Origin of the sequence: Aulosira sp. FACHB-615 (genome assembly GCF_014698045.1) — a bacterium.
In the GTDB taxonomy this organism is placed as follows: Bacteria; Cyanobacteriota; Cyanobacteriia; order Cyanobacteriales; family Nostocaceae; genus Nostoc_B.
Genome location: NZ_JACJSE010000008.1, coordinates 137,238 through 158,713 on the forward strand (window position 1 = coordinate 137,238; position 21,476 = coordinate 158,713).

30 protein-coding genes and 1 tRNA gene are annotated in these 21,476 nt (G+C 43.8%); 15 read left to right on the forward strand and 16 right to left on the reverse strand.

Annotation, left to right across the window (positions count from 1 at the left end; genetic code table 11):
• Positions 1-71: 71 nt before the first annotated feature.
• The 6 genes from glyS to argF form a co-directional block, all read right to left on the reverse strand.
• The gene (glyS, locus tag H6G77_RS15675; RefSeq protein ID WP_190872024.1) at positions 72-2,222 is read right to left on the reverse strand and encodes a glycine--tRNA ligase subunit beta; all 2,151 of its coding nucleotides are present in this window, start codon (positions 2,220-2,222) and stop codon (positions 72-74) included.
• 192 nt (positions 2,223-2,414) lie between these two features.
• Complete coding sequence (locus H6G77_RS15680; RefSeq protein ID WP_190872025.1) at positions 2,415-4,487, reverse strand: AAA family ATPase; 2,073 nt, start codon at positions 4,485-4,487, stop codon at positions 2,415-2,417.
• Positions 4,484-4,657 (reverse strand): hypothetical protein, encoded by a 174-nt coding sequence (locus H6G77_RS15685; protein WP_190589295.1) that lies wholly within the window; start codon positions 4,655-4,657, stop codon positions 4,484-4,486. Before H6G77_RS15685 ends, H6G77_RS15680 begins: the two co-directional genes overlap by 4 nt.
• Positions 4,658-4,973: 316 nt before the next feature.
• Positions 4,974-6,449: a DNA phosphorothioation system restriction enzyme gene (locus H6G77_RS15690; protein ID WP_190872026.1), complete on the reverse strand. Its 1,476-nt coding sequence runs from the start codon at positions 6,447-6,449 to the stop codon at positions 4,974-4,976.
• Positions 6,450-6,555: 106 nt separating this feature from the next.
• Positions 6,556-7,161, reverse strand: coding sequence for a transcriptional repressor LexA (gene lexA / locus H6G77_RS15695; RefSeq protein ID WP_190589300.1), 606 nt, complete (start codon positions 7,159-7,161; stop codon positions 6,556-6,558).
• A gap of 144 nt (positions 7,162-7,305) precedes the next feature.
• On the reverse strand, positions 7,306-8,226 hold the full coding sequence (argF, locus tag H6G77_RS15700; RefSeq protein ID WP_190589302.1) for an ornithine carbamoyltransferase: 921 nt from the start codon (positions 8,224-8,226) through the stop codon (positions 7,306-7,308).
• Positions 8,227-8,463: 237 nt separating this feature from the next.
• Here argF and H6G77_RS15705 point away from each other — a divergent pair.
• Positions 8,464-8,535: transfer RNA gene (locus tag H6G77_RS15705), tRNA-Thr, on the forward strand.
• A gap of 149 nt (positions 8,536-8,684) precedes the next feature.
• Positions 8,685-9,767 (forward strand): integrase, encoded by a 1,083-nt coding sequence (locus tag H6G77_RS15710; protein ID WP_190872027.1) that lies wholly within the window; start codon positions 8,685-8,687, stop codon positions 9,765-9,767.
• A 60-nt stretch (positions 9,768-9,827) separates the two neighbouring features.
• On the opposite strand, the gene H6G77_RS15715 is transcribed toward H6G77_RS15710, so the two are convergent.
• The 7 genes from H6G77_RS15715 to H6G77_RS15745 form a co-directional block, all read right to left on the reverse strand.
• On the reverse strand, positions 9,828-10,142 hold the full coding sequence (locus tag H6G77_RS15715) for a hypothetical protein (RefSeq protein ID WP_190872028.1): 315 nt from the start codon (positions 10,140-10,142) through the stop codon (positions 9,828-9,830).
• Positions 10,142-10,762: a hypothetical protein gene (locus tag H6G77_RS15720; RefSeq protein WP_199331520.1), complete on the reverse strand. Its 621-nt coding sequence runs from the start codon at positions 10,760-10,762 to the stop codon at positions 10,142-10,144. Before H6G77_RS15720 ends, H6G77_RS15715 begins: the two co-directional genes overlap by 1 nt.
• A gap of 5 nt (positions 10,763-10,767) precedes the next feature.
• A complete protein-coding gene (locus H6G77_RS15725; RefSeq protein WP_190872030.1) occupies positions 10,768-11,529 on the reverse strand; it encodes a Rad52/Rad22 family DNA repair protein in 762 nt (253 codons plus the stop codon).
• On the reverse strand, positions 11,526-12,098 hold the full coding sequence (locus tag H6G77_RS15730; protein WP_190872031.1) for a hypothetical protein: 573 nt from the start codon (positions 12,096-12,098) through the stop codon (positions 11,526-11,528). Before H6G77_RS15730 ends, H6G77_RS15725 begins: the two co-directional genes overlap by 4 nt.
• A 58-nt stretch (positions 12,099-12,156) precedes the next feature.
• Positions 12,157-12,414, reverse strand: coding sequence for a hypothetical protein (locus H6G77_RS15735; protein WP_190872032.1), 258 nt, complete (start codon positions 12,412-12,414; stop codon positions 12,157-12,159).
• Positions 12,415-12,509: 95 nt separating this feature from the next.
• Positions 12,510-12,716, reverse strand: a complete 207-nt coding sequence (locus tag H6G77_RS15740) for a hypothetical protein (protein WP_190872033.1) — start codon at positions 12,714-12,716, stop codon at positions 12,510-12,512.
• The gene (locus H6G77_RS15745) at positions 12,691-13,320 is read right to left on the reverse strand and encodes a hypothetical protein (protein WP_190872034.1); all 630 of its coding nucleotides are present in this window, start codon (positions 13,318-13,320) and stop codon (positions 12,691-12,693) included. Before H6G77_RS15745 ends, H6G77_RS15740 begins: the two co-directional genes overlap by 26 nt.
• A gap of 126 nt (positions 13,321-13,446) precedes the next feature.
• On the opposite strand from H6G77_RS15745, the gene H6G77_RS15750 reads away from it, so the two are divergent.
• Positions 13,447-13,611 carry a hypothetical protein gene (locus H6G77_RS15750; RefSeq protein ID WP_190872035.1) on the forward strand — a complete coding sequence of 55 codons (165 nt, stop codon included), beginning with the start codon at positions 13,447-13,449 and terminating at the stop codon, positions 13,609-13,611.
• Positions 13,589-13,831, forward strand: coding sequence for a hypothetical protein (locus tag H6G77_RS15755; RefSeq protein WP_190872036.1), 243 nt, complete (start codon positions 13,589-13,591; stop codon positions 13,829-13,831). The genes H6G77_RS15750 and H6G77_RS15755 overlap by 23 nt, the downstream gene beginning before the upstream one ends.
• Before the next feature lie 298 nt (positions 13,832-14,129).
• Here the strand turns inward: H6G77_RS15755 and H6G77_RS15760 are convergent, their stop codons facing one another.
• Together H6G77_RS15760 and H6G77_RS15765 are read right to left on the reverse strand one after the other, a co-directional pair.
• Positions 14,130-14,384 (reverse strand): PLD nuclease N-terminal domain-containing protein, encoded by a 255-nt coding sequence (locus H6G77_RS15760; protein ID WP_190872037.1) that lies wholly within the window; start codon positions 14,382-14,384, stop codon positions 14,130-14,132.
• A 169-nt stretch (positions 14,385-14,553) separates the two neighbouring features.
• Positions 14,554-14,808, reverse strand: coding sequence for a hypothetical protein (locus H6G77_RS15765; RefSeq protein ID WP_190872038.1), 255 nt, complete (start codon positions 14,806-14,808; stop codon positions 14,554-14,556).
• 91 nt (positions 14,809-14,899) lie between these two features.
• Between H6G77_RS15765 and H6G77_RS15770 the strand changes: the two genes are divergently transcribed.
• Positions 14,900-15,130, forward strand: coding sequence for a hypothetical protein (locus H6G77_RS15770; RefSeq protein WP_190872039.1), 231 nt, complete (start codon positions 14,900-14,902; stop codon positions 15,128-15,130).
• A 335-nt stretch (positions 15,131-15,465) separates the two neighbouring features.
• Here the strand turns inward: H6G77_RS15770 and H6G77_RS15775 are convergent, their stop codons facing one another.
• Positions 15,466-15,819, reverse strand: a complete 354-nt coding sequence (locus H6G77_RS15775) for a helix-turn-helix domain-containing protein (RefSeq protein WP_190872040.1) — start codon at positions 15,817-15,819, stop codon at positions 15,466-15,468.
• 104 nt (positions 15,820-15,923) lie between these two features.
• Between H6G77_RS15775 and H6G77_RS15780 the strand changes: the two genes are divergently transcribed.
• The 10 genes from H6G77_RS15780 (at position 15,924) to H6G77_RS15825 (ending at position 21,473) form a co-directional block, all read left to right on the forward strand.
• Positions 15,924-16,127 (forward strand): ribbon-helix-helix domain-containing protein, encoded by a 204-nt coding sequence (locus tag H6G77_RS15780; protein WP_190872041.1) that lies wholly within the window; start codon positions 15,924-15,926, stop codon positions 16,125-16,127.
• Positions 16,120-16,437: a hypothetical protein gene (locus H6G77_RS15785; protein WP_190872042.1), complete on the forward strand. Its 318-nt coding sequence runs from the start codon at positions 16,120-16,122 to the stop codon at positions 16,435-16,437. Before H6G77_RS15780 ends, H6G77_RS15785 begins: the two co-directional genes overlap by 8 nt.
• A gap of 44 nt (positions 16,438-16,481) precedes the next feature.
• Positions 16,482-17,798, forward strand: coding sequence for a ParB/RepB/Spo0J family partition protein (locus H6G77_RS15790; RefSeq protein WP_190872043.1), 1,317 nt, complete (start codon positions 16,482-16,484; stop codon positions 17,796-17,798).
• A 1-nt stretch (position 17,799) separates the two neighbouring features.
• Complete coding sequence (locus H6G77_RS15795; RefSeq protein ID WP_190872044.1) at positions 17,800-18,222, forward strand: hypothetical protein; 423 nt, start codon at positions 17,800-17,802, stop codon at positions 18,220-18,222.
• Entirely contained in the window at positions 18,219-18,515 is a 297-nt protein-coding gene (locus tag H6G77_RS15800) for a hypothetical protein (protein WP_190872045.1), read from the forward strand. The genes H6G77_RS15795 and H6G77_RS15800 overlap by 4 nt, the downstream gene beginning before the upstream one ends.
• The gene (locus H6G77_RS15805; protein WP_190872046.1) at positions 18,512-18,889 is read left to right on the forward strand and encodes a hypothetical protein; all 378 of its coding nucleotides are present in this window, start codon (positions 18,512-18,514) and stop codon (positions 18,887-18,889) included. Before H6G77_RS15800 ends, H6G77_RS15805 begins: the two co-directional genes overlap by 4 nt.
• 37 nt (positions 18,890-18,926) lie before the next feature.
• On the forward strand, positions 18,927-19,070 hold the full coding sequence (locus tag H6G77_RS15810) for a hypothetical protein (protein ID WP_190872047.1): 144 nt from the start codon (positions 18,927-18,929) through the stop codon (positions 19,068-19,070).
• A gap of 65 nt (positions 19,071-19,135) precedes the next feature.
• The gene (locus H6G77_RS15815; RefSeq protein WP_190872048.1) at positions 19,136-20,620 is read left to right on the forward strand and encodes a hypothetical protein; all 1,485 of its coding nucleotides are present in this window, start codon (positions 19,136-19,138) and stop codon (positions 20,618-20,620) included.
• Positions 20,617-21,207, forward strand: a complete 591-nt coding sequence (locus tag H6G77_RS15820) for a hypothetical protein (RefSeq protein ID WP_190872049.1) — start codon at positions 20,617-20,619, stop codon at positions 21,205-21,207. The genes H6G77_RS15815 and H6G77_RS15820 overlap by 4 nt, the downstream gene beginning before the upstream one ends.
• Positions 21,204-21,473 (forward strand): hypothetical protein, encoded by a 270-nt coding sequence (locus H6G77_RS15825; protein ID WP_190872050.1) that lies wholly within the window; start codon positions 21,204-21,206, stop codon positions 21,471-21,473. The genes H6G77_RS15820 and H6G77_RS15825 overlap by 4 nt, the downstream gene beginning before the upstream one ends.
• The last annotated feature ends 3 nt before the right edge of the window (positions 21,474-21,476 follow it).

Below are 21,476 nucleotides of genomic sequence, written 5' to 3' on the forward strand. Positions count from 1 at the left end.
AGACCCCTGGTTAAGCACTCATTATACTAACGCTTATTGGCAACATTTACACCATATTTTGTTGATTTATGCTACAGATTTTTGACGATCGCCCCAAAGTCAGCTAACACTCGCGCGTGATTTCGCAACAATCCGAGCAAATTCAAGCGATTGCGCTTAATATCTGGGTTGGTATCCATAACTAAGACGCTTTCCGGGCCATCAAAGAAATTACTGACAGTAGGGGCGATTTTTGCTAACGCTGCAATTAACAGTTGATAGTTCCGTGATTGCTGGGCAGTTTGGGTTTGGGGTACTAATTCCACAATGGCATCGTAAAATGCTTTTTCGGATGACTTTTGGAATAGTTCGGGATTGATTAAATTTGCTGGTTCTAGCTGTTTGGTGTCTAAATCACCTTGGGCGGCGAGGCGGGTAGAACGGTTGACAGTTTCGTAGATTTTATCGAGAGTACCATCGTTGCGGATTTGTTGCAGATATAAGGCGCGATCGCGGACATCTAATAAATCCTGCAACGCTCTTTCTGTATACTCTGGGTCATTTTCGCCCAATACAGCATTCACCAAATCGTAATCAATTTGTTTTTCTTCTTGCAATAATGTCCGAATTCTTTGCAGGAAAAATTCTTGCAAGCTTGTGACTAATGTCCCTGATTCTTTGTTATATTCCTGAGCAAAATTAGCGGCTGTTTGCTGCAATAAATTATCTAAATTAATTCCTAAATTCGCAGCCCAAGCAATATTTACAATCGCATTCGCCGCCCGACGTAAAGCAAAGGGATCAGATGAGCCAGAAGGAATCATCCCTAAGCCAAAAATACTGACTAAAGTATCTAATCTATCAGCCAAACCGACAACTTGACCTGTTAAAGTTGAAGGTAAAATGTCATCGGCTCCCCGTGGTAAATAATGTTCAAAAATTGCTGTTGCCACTGCGGCATTTTCGCCACTTGCTAAAGCATATTTCTGCCCCATAATGCCTTGCAATTCTGGGAATTCATACACCATTTGGCTGACTAAATCAGCTTTACACAATAAAGCAGCGCGTTGAATATTTTGGCTATCTGTTGCTGATAATCCCAGTTGTGTGGCAATTTGCTCGGCAATATTAACTACACGATTTACCTTGACACGCAGGGAACCTAAATCTTCTTGGAAAGTTACTTTTTCTAACTGGGGTAAAAAGCTTTCTAAAGGTTTAGCGATATCGGCGTTATAGAAAAACTGTCCATCAGCTAATCGGGCGCGGATGACTCGTTCATTACCTTTAGCAATGATATCTGATTTTGTCGGGTCGCCATTAGAAACTGTGATGAAATTTGGTAATAGTTCTTGATGATTTTCTCCTTTAAAAACAGGAAAATATCTTTGGTGGCTGACCATGACAGTTGTAATAACTTCTGTGGGTAAATTCAAAAATTCCGCGTCAAATTTACCCACAACTGGCGAAGGCCATTCCACCAAATTAGTTACTTCTGTTAATAAATCGGGATAGATTTCTGTGGAACCATTGACCGAATTAACGGCGGCGTGAACTTCTTTTGCAATTGTCGTTGCACGTTCATTGTCATCAACCACTACATAAGCAGAACGCAGAGTATCAACGTAATCAGTTGCTTGGTTAATAGTGATAGTTGCGGGATGTAAAACACGATGACCATGAGAAATGCGATCGCTGTTAATTCTATCCGAACCATTCACCAATTCTATCGGCAAAATTGCCTCATTCAACAACGCCACCAACCAACGCACCGGACGCGAAAATCTCACATCGCCATCACCCCAGCGCATCAACCGCTTACCTTCTAACGTAAAAATCCATTGGGGAACAAGTTCGGTCAAAATTTCCGCTACCGGGCGACCAGGAGTTTTTTTGTTAACAAATACAAAATCGCCTTTATCCGTCGGGCTAACTTGTAGCGCATCAAGTTCCACACCTTGCTTTTTGGCAAAGCCGATAGCTGCTGGTGTGGGTTGACCATCTTTAAAAGCTGCTTGGGCGGGAGGGCCTTTAATTTCTTCTTCCCGGTCTGGTTGTTGCTGTGGTAGACCCTTGATAAGCACCGCCAAGCGTCGGGGAGTACCGTAAACTTCTACCGCGTAACTGTTGAGACTATTAGCTGCCAAAGTTTGAGGAATGCGCGATCGCCATTGTACGATAGCATCACTGAGAAAATTTGCAGGTAGTTCTTCTGTACCAACTTCCAATAAAAAATTCGGCATAGGACAAGGTTCACATCAGTCAATTCCACCAGTTTACCTTGCCATCATGTTGAAGTATGCCATCTATTAGCACGTATACGCACTAATATCAGATAGACCTCTCACAAAAGTCATCATTTGCGTGCTTTTCTTTGCGCCTTTGCGCCTACCCTGCGGGAAGCCGCTACCGCGTCTATGCGCGAGATAAACAAATCACCAATTACGCTCAACCACCATCACCTCAGTATATTCAAACTCATTTGGACTTTGCTTTACTAACGGATATCTTTCCTCACCCAACTCAATATAATCTTGCTCACAATCAGGCTTAGAGGAATAATAAGTCAACACATATTCCCGCCCAATTCTATTCACCATTTCTTGCTCTACTTCACCACGCCATTGAGTTTTCGTCACTAAAATAATTAACTGATTTGCTAACTCAGGTAATGTTTGAGCAATGCGACGACGATAACTTTCATCCAAGCTCCCAAATGGAGAATCCATCACAATGGGAAAAGTGCTGCTATTCGGTACAGTTAAAACTTTGCGCTTTTCACTCCATTCGCGGACTTTATCAATAATACTGGCAATAAAAGACAAACTGAGAATTTGGTTTTCTCCTGTAGATGCGGCAACAAGTGATTCGACTCCGGTGGTATTTTCTACTAAAGTGAGTTCATATTTATCGCTAATTTTCGGGAGATAAGGCGCAAAAGATATTGATGTGAATATTTCCTGTAATCGCTGTTCTAATTGCAACCGAAATTGTTTTTCTTGCCGATGTTTGACTTCAGTTAATCTTTCAATCGCGTCTTGAGTGGCGTTGATACGTCTTTGGGCGAGTAATTGCTTTTCTTCATTGAGTTTCTGCTTGGCGATTTGTTTTACCAAAGCATCAATCTCAGTTTTTAAATGGGAAATTCGCTGTTGATTTGCACCTTGTTCTCGGTTTAATTCATCAATTTTACTTTCAATTTCATCTAAGCGTTTTTGTAAACTACTAATTTCTTCGTTCGCATCTTTACGCAACCGTTCTTGAATCGTGTCTAATTCAAGTTCAATTTGTGAGATGTTTTGCCGTAACTGATTAATTCTTGTTTGTTCTCTATCAACTTCTTCCCAAAATGCTACGGCTTGCTTATCAATTTCATCGACTTGGGCGCTCATGCGAATTGCTGTTTCTTCCACAACCGAAGAACCAGCCTTTTCTAACCAATGGTTTACATGAGTATGATGATGACTGCCGGCATTTAATTCTGTTCCACAAATACAGCGATTACTTTTGAGTAATTCGTTAATAAATTCCCGCGAAATACCCGATGTTAATTCGCCGCGTGCTTTCAAATCATTGAGAATTGTCCGAAATTGTTGAGTGGTGTCTGACAGCAAAATTGTATAACCGCGTGCAGAAATGATTTTTTTGAGTGCATCTCTGGTTTGCCGCCATGATTCTTGATGCGCGGCTTTTTGATTTTCTAATTCTTGTCGTCTGTCTTGCAATTCTTTCGCTGCACTCAGTTCGAGTAAACGATTCCCGGTTTCTTTTTTAAAGTTTTGTTGATATTCTAACTCTTGTTTAATTTCTGTTTGTCTGGTGTTTATCTGGGCAATTTCCTGTTCTAACTTGTCTTGTTCTTTGAGAAGTTGTTTAATTTCTGAGTCACCGATGGCTTTTAATTCATTTTCTAAACTTTTCTTGGCTTCACTAAGATGTTTTATAGAACGGTTAATTACCTCCACACCCAAGAAAATTTTGATAGCTTCGGCTATTTCGGCTTTTTTATCAGAACGAACTATTTCTTCAATGCGTTCTCCATCAAAGAAGAAGTATTGATGTAAACTTGCGGGTAAAATCTGCCCAATGATTTCTTCTGGTTTTTGCAGTGGAAAATACCATCTACCATCATCCCCAGCCACTTGCATTAATAATTCTGTTTTGAGAGATTCCAAGTCAGTTTTATCTTTATATATGCGACATTGGCGTTTGGCGTTGTAACGTTTACCTTCATGTTCCCAGTTTACTTCTACCCAACATTCTATCGATTGCCCAGTTTTAGCTTCTGCGATCGCTCTTTTGTTCACCAACTGTTCTGTTGAAGCAAAGGCAGCACTAAACTTCTCATATAATACCCAGGTAAAGGCATTCAGTAAACTGGTTTTTCCCGCTCCATTATTACCATGAATAATTGTGGTGTTGAGAATATCACCGCCAGCCAAAACTATCTCCGGTGTTCTGCCATAAAAAGAGCGAAAGTTACACAGTTTAATGGAAGTGAGCTTCATTGTACGGCTTCCTTGACAATTGCCAAAATATCATCGTTGATGGGGCTATTACTTTTTTTATCTAGCCTGCTTTTTTCTAGGTTCCAGACTCGCTCAATAATCTGCCGCACTTCCGGCGAGGCGCTAGTAATTGGCTCTTGCACATCATCGATATTCTGTTCTGGCAACATCTCAGTTTCGTATGCGTTATGCTTTATTTTAGCCGGATATGATTGATAATTTTACATCCGCCATCTGACTCTTACTCGCATCTTTAATTTAGGGTAATTATGGGGAGGAAAATTTTAAAATTTTTTGACAAAATTAAGGTTAATTATGGGGAATTTACTGATATACTGATTTTAGGTTGAATATTGATCATAATGGAGTGTTTGTCGCTTTAAAAATTTCGCTTTTATCCCATTGTGATCAATATTAATTATTCCATGAATCACCGAGATATTTTCAGGTAGCAAACAAAATTTTACAAAATTAACCACAGGTGGATTAAACATCTAATAATCCATAGCGTTTTTGTAAATCTAACAATTTCATTCTTGCTTCCCCAGCGTTATCGGCTAAATCGGCAAATTCTACAAAGCGCCGCAGTTCTTTTCTTAATAAATTGCGTTCAACTTCTATAGTTTCCCTGTCTAAATCTGGTGGCAGCACAATCATATCGTAAATCGTCGCCCGTTCCTTACTCGGATGGGGACGTAAAACTCTGCCCCGGCGTTGAATAAATTGGCGAGGATTTCCAGAACTCGATAATATCACCGCAGTTTTAATGGCGGGAATATCAACGCCTTCATCTAAACAGCGAATGGCGACTAAACCTTGTAACTCGCCATTTTCAAATTGACGGCGTAAAACTTCTCTTTCGGCTAAAGGCGTTTGGGCTGTGTAGGTACTAACTTTATAACCTAAATCTCCTCCCAAAATTTTCACAACGGCTTTGAGTTGTTGGAGAGATGAACGTCCCGTTTCCAACGAACCATCACTACAATAAAACAGTGTATGAGTAGTATCGCGGCGTGTTGTCATTAATTGCCGTAAGGCGGATAATTTATTGGCGGCTGCACCAATTAATCTCGCCCGTTGCATTAATAGAGGTTTTAAATCTTCGTTGTCTTCAAAGTTGGGTGAATTTTCAGTTTTGCGTTCTCGATACAGTAAAGAACGCCCGATTTTTTTAGTTAACTTTAAATAAGCAATGCTTTCGGTTTCCGTTAACTCTACCAAAATTGGATAATACAAATAATGTACCAAAGCGCCTTGTGCGATCGCATCCCGCAATGTAAATTCTGGTTGCAGCACCGGGCCGAAATAATCAAATAAAGATTGCGTACCGCTATCATCAAAATATCTTTCCGGTGTGGCAGATAAAGCCAACCGCAACCCAACCCGCCGGGGTAAACTTTCTTCTAACTTGGGTGCGCCTAAATTATGGGCTTCATCACCAATAATTAAAGTTTTCGGCGGTAAATACTTGAGTTGCGATTGAAAACCTTCACCAATTAATGTCGAGTTGGTGGTAATGATGGTGATAAAGCCTTGAGAACCAGAACGCAAATTGTAAAGTTGGGTAGAAAGTTGACTTTGCCAACTGCGGACATTCTCAAAGGCTAATATCGGTTGTAAATTAAACTTTTCGCATTCTCGCCCCCATTGGGTAACAAGATGACGATAGGGACACACCACCAACAGCACTTGTAAGTTAATTTGCTGGTACAATTCACAAGCGATCGCCAATGCAGTAATAGTTTTACCACTACCAGTCGCCATTTTTAACGTCCCTCTGCCATTATTCGCAAACCAGTTAGTAACAGCTTGGCGCTGATACTGGCGCAATTGCAGAGATAACGGTGTCCTCGGACAGCCTGGTAGTGCTTGGTGATGGTAATTACCCTTACCTTCCCTAGCAAACGGTATTCTTAGCCGGAAAGTGGGTAGCTGCTGCACTGAATTTTGCGTCAGGTACATAAACAATAATGGGAGTAGTGAGTGGTGAGTGGTGAGTGGTGAACAGTGAGTAGTGAATAGTGAAATTGCATCCCCTACTCCCTACTCCCAATTCCCCACTCCCTATTCAGTTGTATCCACGCCAAACGCCGACAAGAGAACCTTGCACCTGTACCTGCATTGCCGAAACTTCAATCGGGCTATACTTTTGGTTAGCAGGTTGGAGAGTAACGCGATCGCCATTGCGGTAAAAACGTTTTAATGTATTACCGTAACCATCCACCCTTGCTGCCACAATTGTGCCATTTTTTAACTGATCTGGTTCTAGAACAGGCCTTAAAAATACCACATCACCATCAGCAATTAAATCTTCAATCATACTGTCGCCTGTTACCCGCAAAGCATAGGTTTGTGGCGGTAAAGCAAAGTTGCCAAAATCTAAATAATCGGCAGCCTCAGTGTAAGGTTCAATTAAACCACCAGCCGCAATATTACCTAAAATTGGTACACCTTGCTTGGCTGGATGTAAAATCCGAATTGTGCGAGCTTTACCTTCAGTCCATTCAATGTAGCCTTTATTTCTTAAATGTTCTAAGCGGCTTTGAATTGGTGCTGGCGACTTTAAATTCATCGCTTGCATCATTTGGCGAATTGAAGGAGAATGTTGGTGAAGTCGGATATATTCTGCCAACCATTCATATAATTCTTGTTGCGCTTCTGTTAGTCGTTCCATAATAATTATTGCCAGTAAATACAAATGTCCCTAGAACATTAGTACTACAAAAAATTCCAGATAACAAGATGAAATAAAAAAATAAAAGGCAAAAGAAAGAAAAAGTTTACTTCTTTTGCCTTTTATCTTTTTAATTTTTCCTGTTCACTCAGCCCCCAAAATACTAGCCAGTAAGGCTTTTTGTGCATGGAGACGATTTTCGGCCTGATCCCAAACTCGTGAGTGTGAACCTTCAATTACTTCTTCGGTAATTTCTTCACCGCGATGGGCTGGTAAACAATGTAAAACAATTGCATCTTGATCAGCCAAACTCAGCAATTGTTCCGAAATTTGATAAGGTTGAAAAATTGGCATTCGGTCATCAGCTTCTTGTTCTTGACCCATACTTGCCCAAACATCAGTATAAAGTACAGAAGCATCCTTAGCGGCTAATTCTGGGTCATGAGTCAGCAGAACTTCTGTTTTACCAGATGCGATCGCCCTTGCTTGTTCTACAATTTTGGCATCAGGTTCAAATCCTTTAGGAGTAGCAACCCTGACATTCATCCCCGCCAACGCACAACCCAGCAACAAAGAATTTGCCACATTATTGCCATCACCCACATAAGTCAAAGTTAAACCAGCCAAATTCCCAAAACATTCTTGAATTGTCAATAAATCAGCCAATATCTGACAAGGATGTTCCGCATCAGTCAAAGCATTAATTACCGGAATTTTGGCATAGTTAGCGAAAATTTCTAAATCTTCCTGGGCAAAAGTCCGAATTGCCAAAACATCTAAATATCGATCTAACACCCGTGCTGTATCTTGAATCGGTTCACCGCGACTCACTTGGGTAACATTAGGATGAAGATCAATTACCTGTCCACCCAATTGGTACATCGCCACGGTAAAACTCACCCGCGTGCGAGTCGAAGCCTTAGAAAACAACAAACCCAACACCTTATTACAGCGCAACTTTAGCTGTTGAGATTTTAATTGCCCAGCCAATTCCAGAATTTCTTGAAGTTCCGTTGGACTGAAGTCCGCCAGACTTAATATATCTCGCCCGATTAACACTGCCATGTTTTTGATCTGTAAAGAACAATTATCTATTTCTTTACCTAGCCGTGTCAAAAAAAATACAGTTAAACACTGTATTCAATCTTTTTGCGTCCAGCCCAGGATTTTGAGTTAGCTTTTGCTATGAATATTAATTTATCAACTTTATCGACCCATCAAATCAAGGATTTTTTTGCAGCTTCCTCTAGACAACCATTAAGCTTGTGCTATAATTAGAAATCGGTGATGCCTAATTACAACGCCAGCATAGCACAGTGGTAGTGCATCCGACTTGTAATCGGAAGGTCGCAGGTTCAAATCCAGCTGCTGGCTTTTACCAAAATATCAATACTTTCAAGAGCCGGAGCCAGTTTTCGGCTCTTTTGCTTGTTGCGGATGTAGCGATTTAGCATAACAATATTGTACTGAATTATCCTAAATTATGCTCAAATACAGAAAGTATTTAGCTCAGGTTTAGCACAGTGAAATGGACAGTTGAAGCTGTAAACGATCGCCTAAAAGCAGGCAAGGTAGGAGTAAAAGTTGAGCAAAGGGGCGATCGCTTATCACTCCGTGCTACGTTTCCACCCAAACCAGGGAGCGACAAGGATAAACCATATCAGCAGTATTTAGCTTTGGGCATCTACGCAAACCCCGCCGGACTGCAAAGGGCTGAGGCTGAGGCGAAAATAGTTGGGGGACTACTGGCTAGGGGTGAATTTGATTGGGGACGGTATTTGGGTGAAGAAAAGGAACCCATTCAAAACTGTGGGTATTGGGTAGAAAAATTCAAGCAAGAGTATTTCGCTGCCAACGGGGACGACGCGACCAAGCAGCAGACATGGAAGCGACATTACGAAGCTTGCTTTAATAAGTTGCCATTGAATGCAAATTTAACGCCGGAAATTTTAATCACCACTGCCATCAGCACCCCCGCTAACACCTGGACACGGCGGACAATGTGCCAAAAACTTGAGCAGCTTGCTAAGTTTGCCCTTGTGAAGGTGGACTTGAAGAAATACCAAGGCGAGTATTCCAGTAGCAAGCAAATAATTCGCCAGCTACCTTCAGAGGATGAAATCGCGGCGGCGAGGGAGGCTATTACTCATCCTGAGTGGCAGTGGAGCTTTGGAGCGATCGCTTGCTACGGCTTGCGACCTCATGAAATATTTTTTGCAACTATCAGCCCCGAACCACCGCACGCTTGCACAATCGATGATGGTAAAACTGGAGTTAGAATTGCATTTCCACTGCCACCGGGATGGGCTAGTGATTGGCAGTTGTGGGAAAATAAAAAGCCCTCCAAAGTGAATGTGGAGGGTGTGACCTGGAAAGATTTAGGTAATAGGGTATACAAGGCTTTAAAGCGGTACAAGGTTAATTTTCCGACTTATGATTTACGTCACGCCTGGGCGATCCGCGCTGCCACTAAATATCAAATTCCTACAGCTGTCGCCGCCCAGTGGATGGGGCATAGTGTGATTGTGCATCTTCGGGAGTATCAAAGGCATATTACTCAGGGAGATCATCTGGAGATATACGAGCGGTTTACACAGGGTTCTTGAAAAGTTTTTCAAGAACTAAAGTTTCAACTCAAAAATTTTAATTCGTCGCAAATTTTTGAATCATTTCTTCTTGTTTCCGTAGTGCTTATCCACTCTATCCTGGGAGAAAAACTCGCTAAGTGAAGGCGGGTTTGGCTTTTGCTGCATCTTTTCTATTATCTCCTCAAGCAGCGCCATTCTGCGCTCTAGCTCTTCGATACGCTGTTCAGCTACTGTTTTAGGAGCATCAGGAGTCGGCAATTCAAGATAGGCGTAAACCGCTTCAATCATGATGTCGGTGCGTGTTTTACCAGTCTTTTTGGCATAGGCGTTGACGGCGTTCCATAGTTCCTGGGAAACTCGTCCCGATAAAAATGGCTTTCCAGAAGCCCCCACTAGCCTACCCTCCTGAATTCAACTACCCAAACCCAAACATTCTTCAAAAAAGACTCCGCACCATGAATCGACATCCAAAGCGATTCATAAGAAGCGATCGCACTCTTGTATTGATATTCGTTGTTGAGATAATCCCAATAAAGCCCATCTTCAAAAAGAACTCCTTCAGCGATCGCATCCTCCTCAGAAATATCCTGCAATCTCTCAACCCGCACATTTGCCACCTCAAGCCATAGTCGGCAAGCTTTCTTAGGCATGTGAATTGAAGGTTTCCAAGCCATATTGCACCCTTCTGGCACTTGCTTGCCACACTGATACATATTATCGGCTTTGTATGCGAAACACTCATGGGTGTCTGAAAGCGCGGGTCGCCAAGTTTCTCTTACCCAAAGGCGATCGCCTTTGTAGCCATAAGGACTTTTTAGCTTAATGGAATCTCCATCGCCATTAGTGCGATAGAAGCAAGTTCCGTCTGGTTTTAACTTAATTCCATATATTCCCGCCTGCCCATCAGCCGCAACAGTCGGGAAGTGTGGCTGAGGCTTAACAATGCGCCGTGTTTGAGTTTTTCTTTCTTCAAGTATCGCCAAAACCATTGGCGTACTGGATAGGATTGGCATTTCTTTCACTTGGACACCACCTCCCGACTAGTCTTCAAATACTCCAAAAACTCTTGCAACTGACGCTCATTCAACTGCTGCCTAGACTTCACGCTGAACAGTTCAGACAATAAACTCTTAGCCTGTTCAAGTGAAATACCTTTGCGCTTCATCACTGATTCAATCTCGGCATTAAGTAGGTTGCGATCTGGTTGTCCAGCAAGCGTAGCAAGCGTTGGCAGTATTCCGGCTTCTTTTTTAGCTGGCATTTGGGGACGCGGCTGCATCATCCCAGTGGCAATTTTGTACTGTTTGATGAGCAACTGCAACTCTCGATTCATCTCATCAGATAGCTGGGTTCTATTATCCCAGAGGTATTGAATTGTGAATTGCTGATCATCCAGGTATCGTCCCACTCCCCAGTTTTCGGCCGCATTTTTTAATCCTTCAGCCGACAGCCTATCGGGCGCTGAACCTCTGGTCATTTCTTTATTATTTTTACTGAGCATTGAAAGAGGTACAGATGCGATCGCTTCTTTTCTAATACCAAGAATTGTGATAGCGCATCTACAAGTAGCTTCATTGCCCAAATACTGTATTTCTGAATAATCGCTCATCCAATCTGGGGCAACTTCATCAAGTCTGTCTCTGATGGTTTGCCAACGCAGAAATACCCATTTTTTATCCGTCCCTGGCAAGTCTCGCACTTCGTGAAGCTGTGGAGGAAGAGGCTTTTTTAATTCGATTTGAATGCGGCGCAGTTCGTCGCGGATTTCTGGAGTAATCATTTTGCAACCTCATCTACACATCCCATCGCATCACCCAACAAGCAAACCACATCTTTTAGAAAAGTTTTCATCTCCTTTGGATCGCAGTATTTTTCGCACAACCGCTTCCACAAATCCGACTCTGAAATTGCGCCAATTTCCGCGCAACAACGTCCGAGAGTCTTTCGGATATTGTTGACTTCTTCTAGATCAATAACCGGATTTTCTGCTCTGATTTTCCCTAGTTCAATTAGTAATGCGTTCAAGAAGTCGTCGGACTCATAGTATCTGTCGCCTAGCGTGTGTCCACAGTTGTCAATAGTGAACCTATCACTTCCATGCCTGTAAATAGTGATCGCCTCGTTGTAAAAGGTAAATTCTGCCCAAGCCGATTGATTGTAAACTGCCTTTATTTCAACCCCTAATTCCTGCTGAATTTCGAGCGGGATTGCTTTATCAAGAAACAGTCTAAATTCAGCGATCGCATTTTCTACCCACCGCTTTTCTTCCGCTTCCTTTGCCTCTTTTTGAGCTTTTAATTCGGCTTGGTATTTGCTGTAGGCATTGGTGATTAATTCGTCTAAGTTCATGATTTTTTACCTTGTTGATTACTTTGGATTTTAGGGAGGATGTACCTCCCTTTTTTAGTTACTTAGCTAGACTCTGTTGCTGCTCAATTTTCTTACACACAGCCGCATCACCCAACATGCCTGGAACTTTCTTTTTACAATCTGGCTTGTGTCCGCTCGTGGGTGGTTTACCAGTCCAGCGTCGGGGAGTAGATTGGCAAGTTGGCGAACGCCGATCACATCCCCGAAACCCTCTAGGTTGAGCTAGTGCAGATTCATGGATGTTTGCGGACAGGATGAACAGAGAAACAACGATTGGCGGGTTATACTTCAGCATATATGTATGGAAAAATTTTGGTTGGAATGTTAGCGGCGTAGATGTGAGCGCCGCTTTTTTGTGCGCTATTTACGGGTTTTTGTATAAGTCCTGGCTCAGTCTGTTTTGGCTTGCCTTTTGGAGGTGGTTGCTTGCGCTCTTCGGCATAGCTGGGCATGACAAAAAGAAGCACTATCAGCAGCGCATATATGGTATTCTTCATGATGTTCATTTCTTAGGTGGACAAGCGATCGCACTAGATGTCCAGTCGAGGAGCGATCGCTTTTGATTCGGCACTTAATATCTATCCCAAGCTTCTTCATGCTCTTTTTCAAGCTGGACAATTACCTCGTCAGGTAGGGGGGTAATCACAGCACCTTCGATTTGATTTGCAGAGAAATCCATCCTTAAATTCGCTAATACCTGTTCCTTTGTTTGTAGCCACCGAAAGTTACACACCCCGCACCATCCAGTTATTGTTACTTGGTAGCCATAGTCTTTTTTCATCTGTTCTTGCTTGTACTCTTGAAGCGATTCGTATAGGTTGGCTACCGCTTCTTGCGGTGTGGCGAATTTGGTAAAGCTTAAGGCGTGAACCCAGAAACAATCCCAGCCCATAGAGATTTCACCCAACCTGTTGTTGCCATCGCAAACATCCCAAACAACGGCATACTCGCCACCGACTTTTACGCATTTTAAGAGGAAGTTGTCAATAAAATGCACATCGCCAATGGCTGGTAAATTGGCGGGTTGTTGTGCTTCTTCTAATTCTGCTGGTGCAACTAGTTGGGGTTGTTTAGCGAGTATGTCGTTAATACAATCTTTTTTGCTGCGACGATGAGCAATACAAAGTTTGTCGCACGCTTCCCATAATTGAGTTCTTGAAAAGTTTTGCAGGATGTCGCGGGAATATACTTGTTGTGTCATGATTTTAGATAACCTTTTTTGGTTGGTAAGCGATCGCTGACTTCTTGGCAGAGGGGCGATCGCTTTTTAATTTGCGGTGGTGGTTCGCTTGCTTTATGTGTCTAATGTATTTCATTGCGTCGCAAAATGTCAAGGTTGCAACGCACATCTTTTCTTTGTATGGTGGGAAGAACTATAATTCAGAGATATGGATTGCAACGCAATACGGCGATACATAAAGCCAGTAAGCCAGCAATACAGCATGACGGCAATACAGAACAGGTGAAACATGGCACTAGACGCTCAAATTAACTTCCGAACCTCATCGGAAATAAAGGCAAAAATAGAAGAAATAGCGAGAGACAAAAAAATCAGACCATCGCAATTGATCAACGAAATAGTTACGGATTTTCTAAAGCACCGAGATAGGGCAACTCAAGGCTCTCAGAAGATAGACCTAGAGACGGTTTACGAAATGGTTGCCACCCAAGAAAAACGGATAGAAAAACTAGAAAAAAAATCAGCAGCCTGAGAGATGAGAACGAAGCTCTCAGGCGAAAGCACGATCGCGTTTTGCAAATCATGAAAGAAGACCCGCCTCCGTCACAAGACAGGGCGGGTTAAATTTTATTAGGTATTGCGTCGCCTTTTGCGACGCTTTGTATTACAATAACAGGCAAGCTCACTTTATGAAAAGTTGCTTGTCTGAACCTTGAAAATTAAATAACACCCCTGCCTGCACCGAAAGTCCGCAGAGGTGCTTAATTTACTCAAGCGATCGCTTGTCATAAGTCGGACGGCGATCGCCTCCTGAAAAACTTTTCAGGACGTTAACCACAACGTCCTCTCATTTCGCCGTAATACCGTTCAACATCAGAGCGGTTCATAACTTTACTGCCTTCTCGATTGAGGATGTCTTGCCCTGCCTGCTCATAACAGTTTTTACCACTACTTTTGTTGGACTCAGCGAACCTGCCAAAGATTATTAAACCAAAAAAGGGGAGGACTATAAACAACAGCAGCCAAACGTCTTTATTAACCTTGCTGAGTTTTACAAATAAAGACTCTTTTTGAGGTTCGCTCATTCCCGGCACTCCTGAATTGATTTAAACTTCCTGCAATCTTCCATATCTCTAGTCAACGGCGTATCTATACCAACTGCTCCTAGTAGGCGACAAACAACAGCAAGCCCAAGCGGAACGCCCACAATGAACCAAGCGTACTGCTGGGCGAAATATTTGATTCTCATACTGACTACCTCGTTGCACTCAAAAAAGTGGGAAGCAGCACAGCAATAAACAAACTGAGGAAAAAACTAACTATCAACACCAAAAAGAAAGAGGCGATTATACTCAATGCAATTTTTTGGGTTAATCCCGTATTGAATTTCGCAAAGTCTTTCCTAAACTCGCTCATCTCCCTTCGCAAAGCGACCAGTTCATCAACGGCGGGATTGCTTTGCTTAGGAGGTGGAACAGACTGCAAAGGTCTTTTCTGAGGATTGGTCACGATTAATACACCACTGCGACTATTACTTAGTCAACCCAAAATCATCAAGCAAATTACAACCTCATGAAAAACTTTTCATAAACCCAAAACCATGAAAATTCGAGACAGATTAAACAGACTCGCCAAAGAGTTTTATGCCCAAATGGGCCATGTAGTGAAAGATGGGTTTGATTTTTCTGCTTCCCGCCACCCTCAAGAATCAATGCGCTACCGCATGGCTGAAATCGCTTGGGAAGAGTTCATGGGCGACAGCCCTGATTACGCTGAGGACGAGGAGGACATCCAAGAAATACCTATCACTCAAAGCGATCGCGCTTCCTGAAATTTCTGCCGAGAGGTAGATCGCACTGCCTCAATTTTATTCGACCATCAACCAACACCATAAAATCCACAAACAAAAAACACCCTTCTTTCGAGTTTTCACGCCTAAGCACAATACTTACAATAAGTGAACGCAACCATCACTTATTCCGAACATGAGCTTACGAACAACACTCTCCCAGATAAAGATAAAGGCTCTATCAGATTTTACCTCTAGCTTAATTACTGACTTAGAATCTGAGGGGTTCACATTCCGCGACTTGCTCTTAGCACTAGCGGATTGGTCGGAAGATAGAAGTGATTGGCAAAAAGCTGCTTACTACCTAGAGCAGGCCGCTAATCCTCCTCAAGATCCACTCCCACAGAATCAGCAGCTAGAGCCAAAGCAATCTGAGCAAGTCTAAACTGTTCTTTTACAGGCAATTTGGATGCGATCGCCATTACATCTTCAGCTACCCGTGGTGTTGGTGTTGTGTCTGTGTCCTCTCCCGTGATTTCTGCAATCAACTGGAGTAAATTTCTACCCGTAGCATCCGCGATCGCCTTCAAATTGCCAAGGCTCGGCTCACTGTCCCCTAATTCCCAATTCCTTACAGTGCCGGGATTAACGCCTAAGTCTCTGGCAAATTTCCCCTGACTTCTATCACCCCTCGCTTCCCGAATTATCTCCGCCAGTCGCTTCCTGTTCATCAATAGGTGCAAATTCTACTTGTAAAGATTCTGCACCTTCTTGCCACATCTCACTACGCTATATATACTTAACATTAGACTAATAGAGTTTAGTCATTAAGATAATGAAAAACCCCAAAAGCTTTAGGTTCCCCCCTGATATCGATGAAAAATTGCGCGAAGAGTCTGAACGAACTGGAATCCCCCAAACAGGCATCATCATCGCCGCACTTAAAAAGTGGTTTGACTACGAGGATGTCACCTACTCAGTAAAGCTGCCCAATGGAAAAACTATTGCGACGGTGACAGCAAATGGAACGGATGATTGACGAAAACCAGCTTAAAGAGATTATCGAGCCGATGGTTCGCCAAATCCTCGCCGAAATGCTGGGGGTGCAGTCTACTCCCCAACCCCAGCGCCAATGGTATGACACAGACCCGGCTTACTCGCTACTAGGGCTTGACTATTCAGACCAATTGCGTGACTTAGTACGCTCTGGGATACTGCGGATTGGAATCGAGGTACGTGATGTGAGAAGCCCCAATTCCCAAATCCCGCGCTATCAATTCCACCTCGAAAAGTGCGAATCTCGGTTACTAACCCCGCCCGAAAAGCGGCGGATCAAAAAAATTGCGTAACCCGCCAAGGTCACGCAACCAATCTTTTACATAGACTCTAGATTATGACACAAACCTTAAAACCGTGGAATCCCCACGAGATAGAGATTCCACCACATCTGATCGCCGATGATGACGGTGTAGCAAAAATCATTAGCGACTTTAATAGCAACGGTAGCATTCCCGACATCACCATCACAGAATCAGGGCAGTTGATTGATGGGGTAAATGCTCTAGAGGCTGCAAAAAGGCTAGACCAGGGCGTGATAATTGCCATTGTGACAACCGCCACCACTGAAGAGAAAATTCAAATTCAGTGGATACCAATCGAACTTCTAGACCCGCACCCAATCAACACGCAGATATACGGCGAGAATGAGGATGTGGCGGAATTAGCTGAATCGATCGCCAAGAACGGGTTACAAGAAGTCTTCACGGTAACTCCCAACGCTGACAGATTCACAATCATTCACGGACACAGAAGGCGGCTGGCCTGCATCAAAGCTGGACTAACAAAAGTACCAGCGAAGGTGAAAAATTTTTCAACAAGTGAAGATGCGATCGCGGCCCTACTTTCTGGCAACGAATACCGCGAGAAATCGATTGAGCAGAAGGCCAGAGAATATTTAGCTTGGGAAGAGATTGAGAAGCAACGCGCCAAATCTCGCCAAGGACGGACAGGAGAAGGGCAAGGCACGACACGCGACATCATCGCCAAGCGCGTGGGACTGGGGAGTGGGGTCAACGCCGAACACGCGGTTGCAGCGGTCAAGGCACTGGATGAAGTCAAAGACCCGGTGAAAAAGTCGCAACTAAAAATGGCATTATCCAAGCCCAGAGGTGTGGATGCGGCCTACAAGCTGGTGAAGCCATCAGAACAGAAACAATTCTCACGATGGATACCCAAAGAAGGCGATAAGGTTCGCATTGTCAAAGGACGGTATAAAGACAAACTAGCGACAGTTACCGTCGTTTTATCACTGTGCGCTCTTTGCCACGTTGAAGGCAATCCAGAAGCCAAGCGCGATCAGATCCCGTTCACCGATATGGAGCTAGTTGAGGAAGTCATCAAGCCAGTTACCTCTATCCAGCAAGAAGTCAAGCAGCAGCAGAACGATTTAGGGTTGGGCAACCGCGCTCAGGTCTTACCAGATATTAAGCGCAACACAGGCATTGCACCAGTTGAGCAGATGCAATCGAGCGCCACTAATCTCAATGTAGTCGGCGATAGTTTAGTTACCGAGGTTGCGATCGCGCTCATCAAGCTCTCTCCCAAGCAGATGGGTGAAGTGTTCGCCAAGATTGAGGATGATTTATCCACACAGCAACTAGAAGCGATCTGGCAGTCCCTACGCAACCACTTTGCACACAAGGCGGCCTGACATGACTTACAAAACTCACTGCATCCGCTATCAAGTCGATCCAGAGCTACTCAAAGCTGGCGTGCCGATTGAGAAATTAGAAAGAAAAAATGTTCATGTCTTCCAACCGCAAATCACTCTCGAAAGCATGAATTTATTCCGCAAAACCGGACATCTAATCGACACCTCCAAGAAATCACAATCCAAACCTGTGACTCCCTCCGCCGCGCCGCCACCGCCCTGCCGCCTCATTTCTGCTGAACCACCAGCGATTGAGGTGAGCGAAGAAAATTACCAAGCGATTTGGGGCGGCAATTCGATTGAGATTCCCTACGAAGTTTCAATCTTGGTTGGTGAAAAATTCAAAATCATCAACTACGCCACCGGACTGCACATCCAGCGCACTCTAGAAATACTCATCAATAATCGAGGGCTATTTAGATGAGTTACTGGCGTGAACAAGCAAGTGAAGCGATCGCCAAAGTTTTAGCGGATGCGATCGCTTCTGGAATGAACCTGGAAAATTTATCAGAAACCGACAAGCGCGAATTAAAAGGGCGGATAGATGCTTCCTATCCTTTCGGATTGCGGAAAAATCACCCCTACAAAATTTGGCTAGATGAGCGCCGCAAGGTTTTCTATAGATACGGATTAGCCCAGATGCCAGCACCGAATAGAAAGCCAGCGATCGGCTGTGACAGCACAGTGCCAGGACAGTTGCAGTTATTTGATTTATGAGCAACCAAACATTAGCTGCGATAATTCGCAGAATTTCGACTCTTGAGAACGAACTCACATCGGCTGTAGAAGAGATAGACGAGTCGCTGGAGGAACGAGAGCAAGAAATTTTTAAGCCGGTAACAGAAAGCTTGCTATCTGCCGCCAACGAGGTTGAAAACTCCCTCCGTAACTTCAAAACCACTTTCAAAGAAATTCCGATTAACCGCACCTTCGTAACTACCGGTTATGGAGTCTGGGTAAAAACATCTCACTATGATGCCCTTCGCACTGGAACCCACGGGGCATCAACAAGCGATTCATTTAAGCCTAATACAGTAGTTTTCACTACCGAAAAGCATGAAAACCCAACTAATCACAATCCAAGCCTCTGACGCGCCGCCGGAGTATCAGGAGGTTCTGGTTCTGGTAATGGAAATGCGATTAACACTCAGTGCGATCGCCAGCTTCATTACCACTAGAGAAGCAGCCAGCCCAATGGCTGATAGCTGGATAAAGGAGCGCCTTGAATATGTCGAGGCAAAGCTCGAAGCAGTAAACAAAGAGATGGTTTGAAATGCAAAAAGGCATCCGAGCAAAGATGCCTTTTGTAAATCTCTGATTGAATACTCCTAACAATTATGACACACATAAACATACCGCGCCCTACTAGAAACGAAAAAGGTAAAATCGTTGGCGAATTTTACCCATTGCAAAAATCGGAATTACTAGCACTAAGAAAGAGCCGATACATCTCAAGCACTGCATACGTGCATCTAGCACTACGCTACGAGAACCCCTGGTGTGATGGCGAAATAGAAATTGATGCAGATCGCTTTTGTAAAGAGTGGGATGTGTCTCGCAGTAGGTTTTATGGGGCGATCGCTAGACTTGAAAGCGACAATGTTCTGATCACAAGCAAGGGCAAGTTTTTTTTGCTGTGGTCAAATCCCAATTTTGAGACAGATTCCCAACCTTGGGAAAATAATCCCAAAGTTGGGACAGTTATCCCAGAGTTGGGACAAGATTCCCAACCTTGGGAAAATAATCCCAACTCTGGGATTACACAATCGCCAGAAGCCTTAACTAACAAGGCTTTCAAAAACAAAGAAATACAGACTATTCAGACTAATCCAGATTTAATTCAGACTCTTTCAGATGGGGATGGCAAAAAACAAACAAACGACGTTATAGAAAGTCTAGCCACTACGCTGTTAAATCAAAAGGAGTCTGTGCCAACAGATAAACCAACTCGTATTGACCCATTTTTCACCCGTCGCCGCAGCCCTCAAGAAATTGAATGGGACTGGGTTCCTGACGGTGAATGGAAGCTGGATGGTAAGTTGGACGCAAATTTTGTAGATTGGCACGCTAGGCGCTGGATGCAAAAATACGGTGCGCTCGACATTCACGAAGCCCGCAAGAATGTGCGTGCTTACTATCGCAACGACCCGCGCCGATTAGCTGATGATTGGCAGGAGTATCACGAAGCCACTTTACACAAGGCGACAAATATCGCCATTCGTCAATCCAATGGGATAAATGTCCCAGAACAGGAAAAGATGTCCATCGTTAAACATCAAGCGGCCTTGCGCCCGTCAGGTAAATCTGTGGTGCGATCGCAATACGAAGAGGTTAAGCAGTATGTCCCGTCTGTAGATCCTGAAAAACTTTTCATAAACTCGGAAACGGACATACCGATGATTGCAGCCGAGAAAGAAGTTGACTGGGATGTCCTTGGACAGCAAACCGAAGAATGGGAAAAAGAACAGATTGATATTCCTGTTGACGAGTCTGGCTTTGTAGAGAATGGCGAAGCCTACAAGAATAATGTGAAAGCAGAGGATAGGGACTTTTGGGCTAATCTGCACAATTCCAGGTCGAGTAACGTCAATCCTGCCCCCGCCACGCCAATATCTATAACCCAGTTGACTACCGCTAAATCGATGCCTACTTGGGATAGGCAGAAGGAAAAAGAACAAAAAAGAGCGCAGACTAGGGTCGAATATTGGAATAATTTGCTGGCTACTGGGATGCCTTCTGTAATGGCAGAAGCGGAGCGCCAAGCTTTGGCGGCCGGCTACCTAATCATCGATAACCAAGCTGTAAAACCGGAGTGTGAATGAAAGCCATCACAGTTCAAGCCCCGATCGCCTGGGCAATTCTAAATGCCTGTATCACCAAAATCCGCCGCTTCCAGTGTGTAGAACCAGGAACAGAAGTGGCTATCCAAGTCGCAAAGTTCATGACCAAAACAGATTGTGAAAATCTTTTCAAGAAGTTGGCATTAAATCCGCCGCCCCGCGTCCAGTTGTTCTTTGGACAGGTGATTGGGGTGGTGGAGGTTGTGCGATGCGAACAACACGAGACAACTGCTTCTTGGGACTGGGATTTGACCAACCCCCGCCATATAGCCAGATTCCGCCACAGTGGACAGCCTTGCATTTTTGAAATCCCAGACGACTTAATTGACTTTGACCTCTCCAAAAACCCAATCCTAGAGGAATCAGGACGTAAAACAGTGGGCAGCCCCAAAGGTGATTGGCGAGTAACTGTGTGGGCGCATCCAAAAGTAGCAGATCACTACGCCTATTCGGTTGCTCTAGCGGGTGGTGTTTTGGGCGATGGCATCCCCGGATATCCCACACTGCATGGCTGCTATGAACACCCGGAGACTGCACTACACAAGGGGATTGAGGAGGTGCGGAGATGAAAATCCACCAATTGAGTGTAGAGCAAGCCAAAAGGCTTAATCTTCAGTTTTTATCCCACCTCTCAAGTGGAGGTGTCGGTAGAATGAGCGATGAAGAAAAAGCTATAACCAACGCTCTAACCGCCTTTGAAGGGATGCACTATTGGCTTAGATGGGAGCCAGAAAGAGCCAAATTATATGCGTGCGAATTTGAATTGCTTCAGCCGCAATTAGAAAAATGGCTGAGTGAATACGGTGATATCTATCTGGCGGAATCCGACGGATAAGGA

Bases quoted from the DNA above. Each gene is read 5' to 3' on its own strand.
- glyS (WP_190872024.1), bottom strand. From the start codon at position 2,222: ATGCCGAATTTTTTATTGGAAGTTGGTACAGAAGAACTACCTGCAAAT.
- H6G77_RS15680 (WP_190872025.1), bottom strand. From the start codon at position 4,487: ATGAAGCTCACTTCCATTAAACTGTGTAACTTTCGCTCTTTTTATGGC.
- H6G77_RS15685 (WP_190589295.1), bottom strand. From the start codon at position 4,657: ATGTTGCCAGAACAGAATATCGATGATGTGCAAGAGCCAATTACTAGC.
- H6G77_RS15690 (WP_190872026.1), bottom strand. From the start codon at position 6,449: ATGTACCTGACGCAAAATTCAGTGCAGCAGCTACCCACTTTCCGGCTA.
- lexA (WP_190589300.1), bottom strand. From the start codon at position 7,161: ATGGAACGACTAACAGAAGCGCAACAAGAATTATATGAATGGTTGGCA.
- argF (WP_190589302.1), bottom strand. From the start codon at position 8,226: ATGGCAGTGTTAATCGGGCGAGATATATTAAGTCTGGCGGACTTCAGT.
- H6G77_RS15720 (WP_199331520.1), bottom strand. From the start codon at position 10,762: ATGCCAATCCTATCCAGTACGCCAATGGTTTTGGCGATACTTGAAGAA.
- H6G77_RS15725 (WP_190872030.1), bottom strand. From the start codon at position 11,529: ATGATTACTCCAGAAATCCGCGACGAACTGCGCCGCATTCAAATCGAA.
- H6G77_RS15730 (WP_190872031.1), bottom strand. From the start codon at position 12,098: ATGAACTTAGACGAATTAATCACCAATGCCTACAGCAAATACCAAGCC.
- H6G77_RS15735 (WP_190872032.1), bottom strand. From the start codon at position 12,414: ATGCTGAAGTATAACCCGCCAATCGTTGTTTCTCTGTTCATCCTGTCC.
- H6G77_RS15740 (WP_190872033.1), bottom strand. From the start codon at position 12,716: ATGAAGAAGCTTGGGATAGATATTAAGTGCCGAATCAAAAGCGATCGC.
- H6G77_RS15745 (WP_190872034.1), bottom strand. From the start codon at position 13,320: ATGACACAACAAGTATATTCCCGCGACATCCTGCAAAACTTTTCAAGA.
- H6G77_RS15750 (WP_190872035.1), top strand. From the start codon at position 13,447: ATGTCAAGGTTGCAACGCACATCTTTTCTTTGTATGGTGGGAAGAACT.
- H6G77_RS15755 (WP_190872036.1), top strand. From the start codon at position 13,589: ATGGCACTAGACGCTCAAATTAACTTCCGAACCTCATCGGAAATAAAG.
- H6G77_RS15760 (WP_190872037.1), bottom strand. From the start codon at position 14,384: ATGAGCGAACCTCAAAAAGAGTCTTTATTTGTAAAACTCAGCAAGGTT.
- H6G77_RS15770 (WP_190872039.1), top strand. From the start codon at position 14,900: ATGAAAATTCGAGACAGATTAAACAGACTCGCCAAAGAGTTTTATGCC.
- H6G77_RS15775 (WP_190872040.1), bottom strand. From the start codon at position 15,819: ATGAACAGGAAGCGACTGGCGGAGATAATTCGGGAAGCGAGGGGTGAT.
- H6G77_RS15780 (WP_190872041.1), top strand. From the start codon at position 15,924: ATGAAAAACCCCAAAAGCTTTAGGTTCCCCCCTGATATCGATGAAAAA.
- H6G77_RS15785 (WP_190872042.1), top strand. From the start codon at position 16,120: ATGATTGACGAAAACCAGCTTAAAGAGATTATCGAGCCGATGGTTCGC.
- H6G77_RS15790 (WP_190872043.1), top strand. From the start codon at position 16,482: ATGACACAAACCTTAAAACCGTGGAATCCCCACGAGATAGAGATTCCA.
- H6G77_RS15795 (WP_190872044.1), top strand. From the start codon at position 17,800: ATGACTTACAAAACTCACTGCATCCGCTATCAAGTCGATCCAGAGCTA.
- H6G77_RS15800 (WP_190872045.1), top strand. From the start codon at position 18,219: ATGAGTTACTGGCGTGAACAAGCAAGTGAAGCGATCGCCAAAGTTTTA.
- H6G77_RS15805 (WP_190872046.1), top strand. From the start codon at position 18,512: ATGAGCAACCAAACATTAGCTGCGATAATTCGCAGAATTTCGACTCTT.
- H6G77_RS15810 (WP_190872047.1), top strand. From the start codon at position 18,927: ATGGAAATGCGATTAACACTCAGTGCGATCGCCAGCTTCATTACCACT.
- H6G77_RS15815 (WP_190872048.1), top strand. From the start codon at position 19,136: ATGACACACATAAACATACCGCGCCCTACTAGAAACGAAAAAGGTAAA.
- H6G77_RS15820 (WP_190872049.1), top strand. From the start codon at position 20,617: ATGAAAGCCATCACAGTTCAAGCCCCGATCGCCTGGGCAATTCTAAAT.
- H6G77_RS15825 (WP_190872050.1), top strand. From the start codon at position 21,204: ATGAAAATCCACCAATTGAGTGTAGAGCAAGCCAAAAGGCTTAATCTT.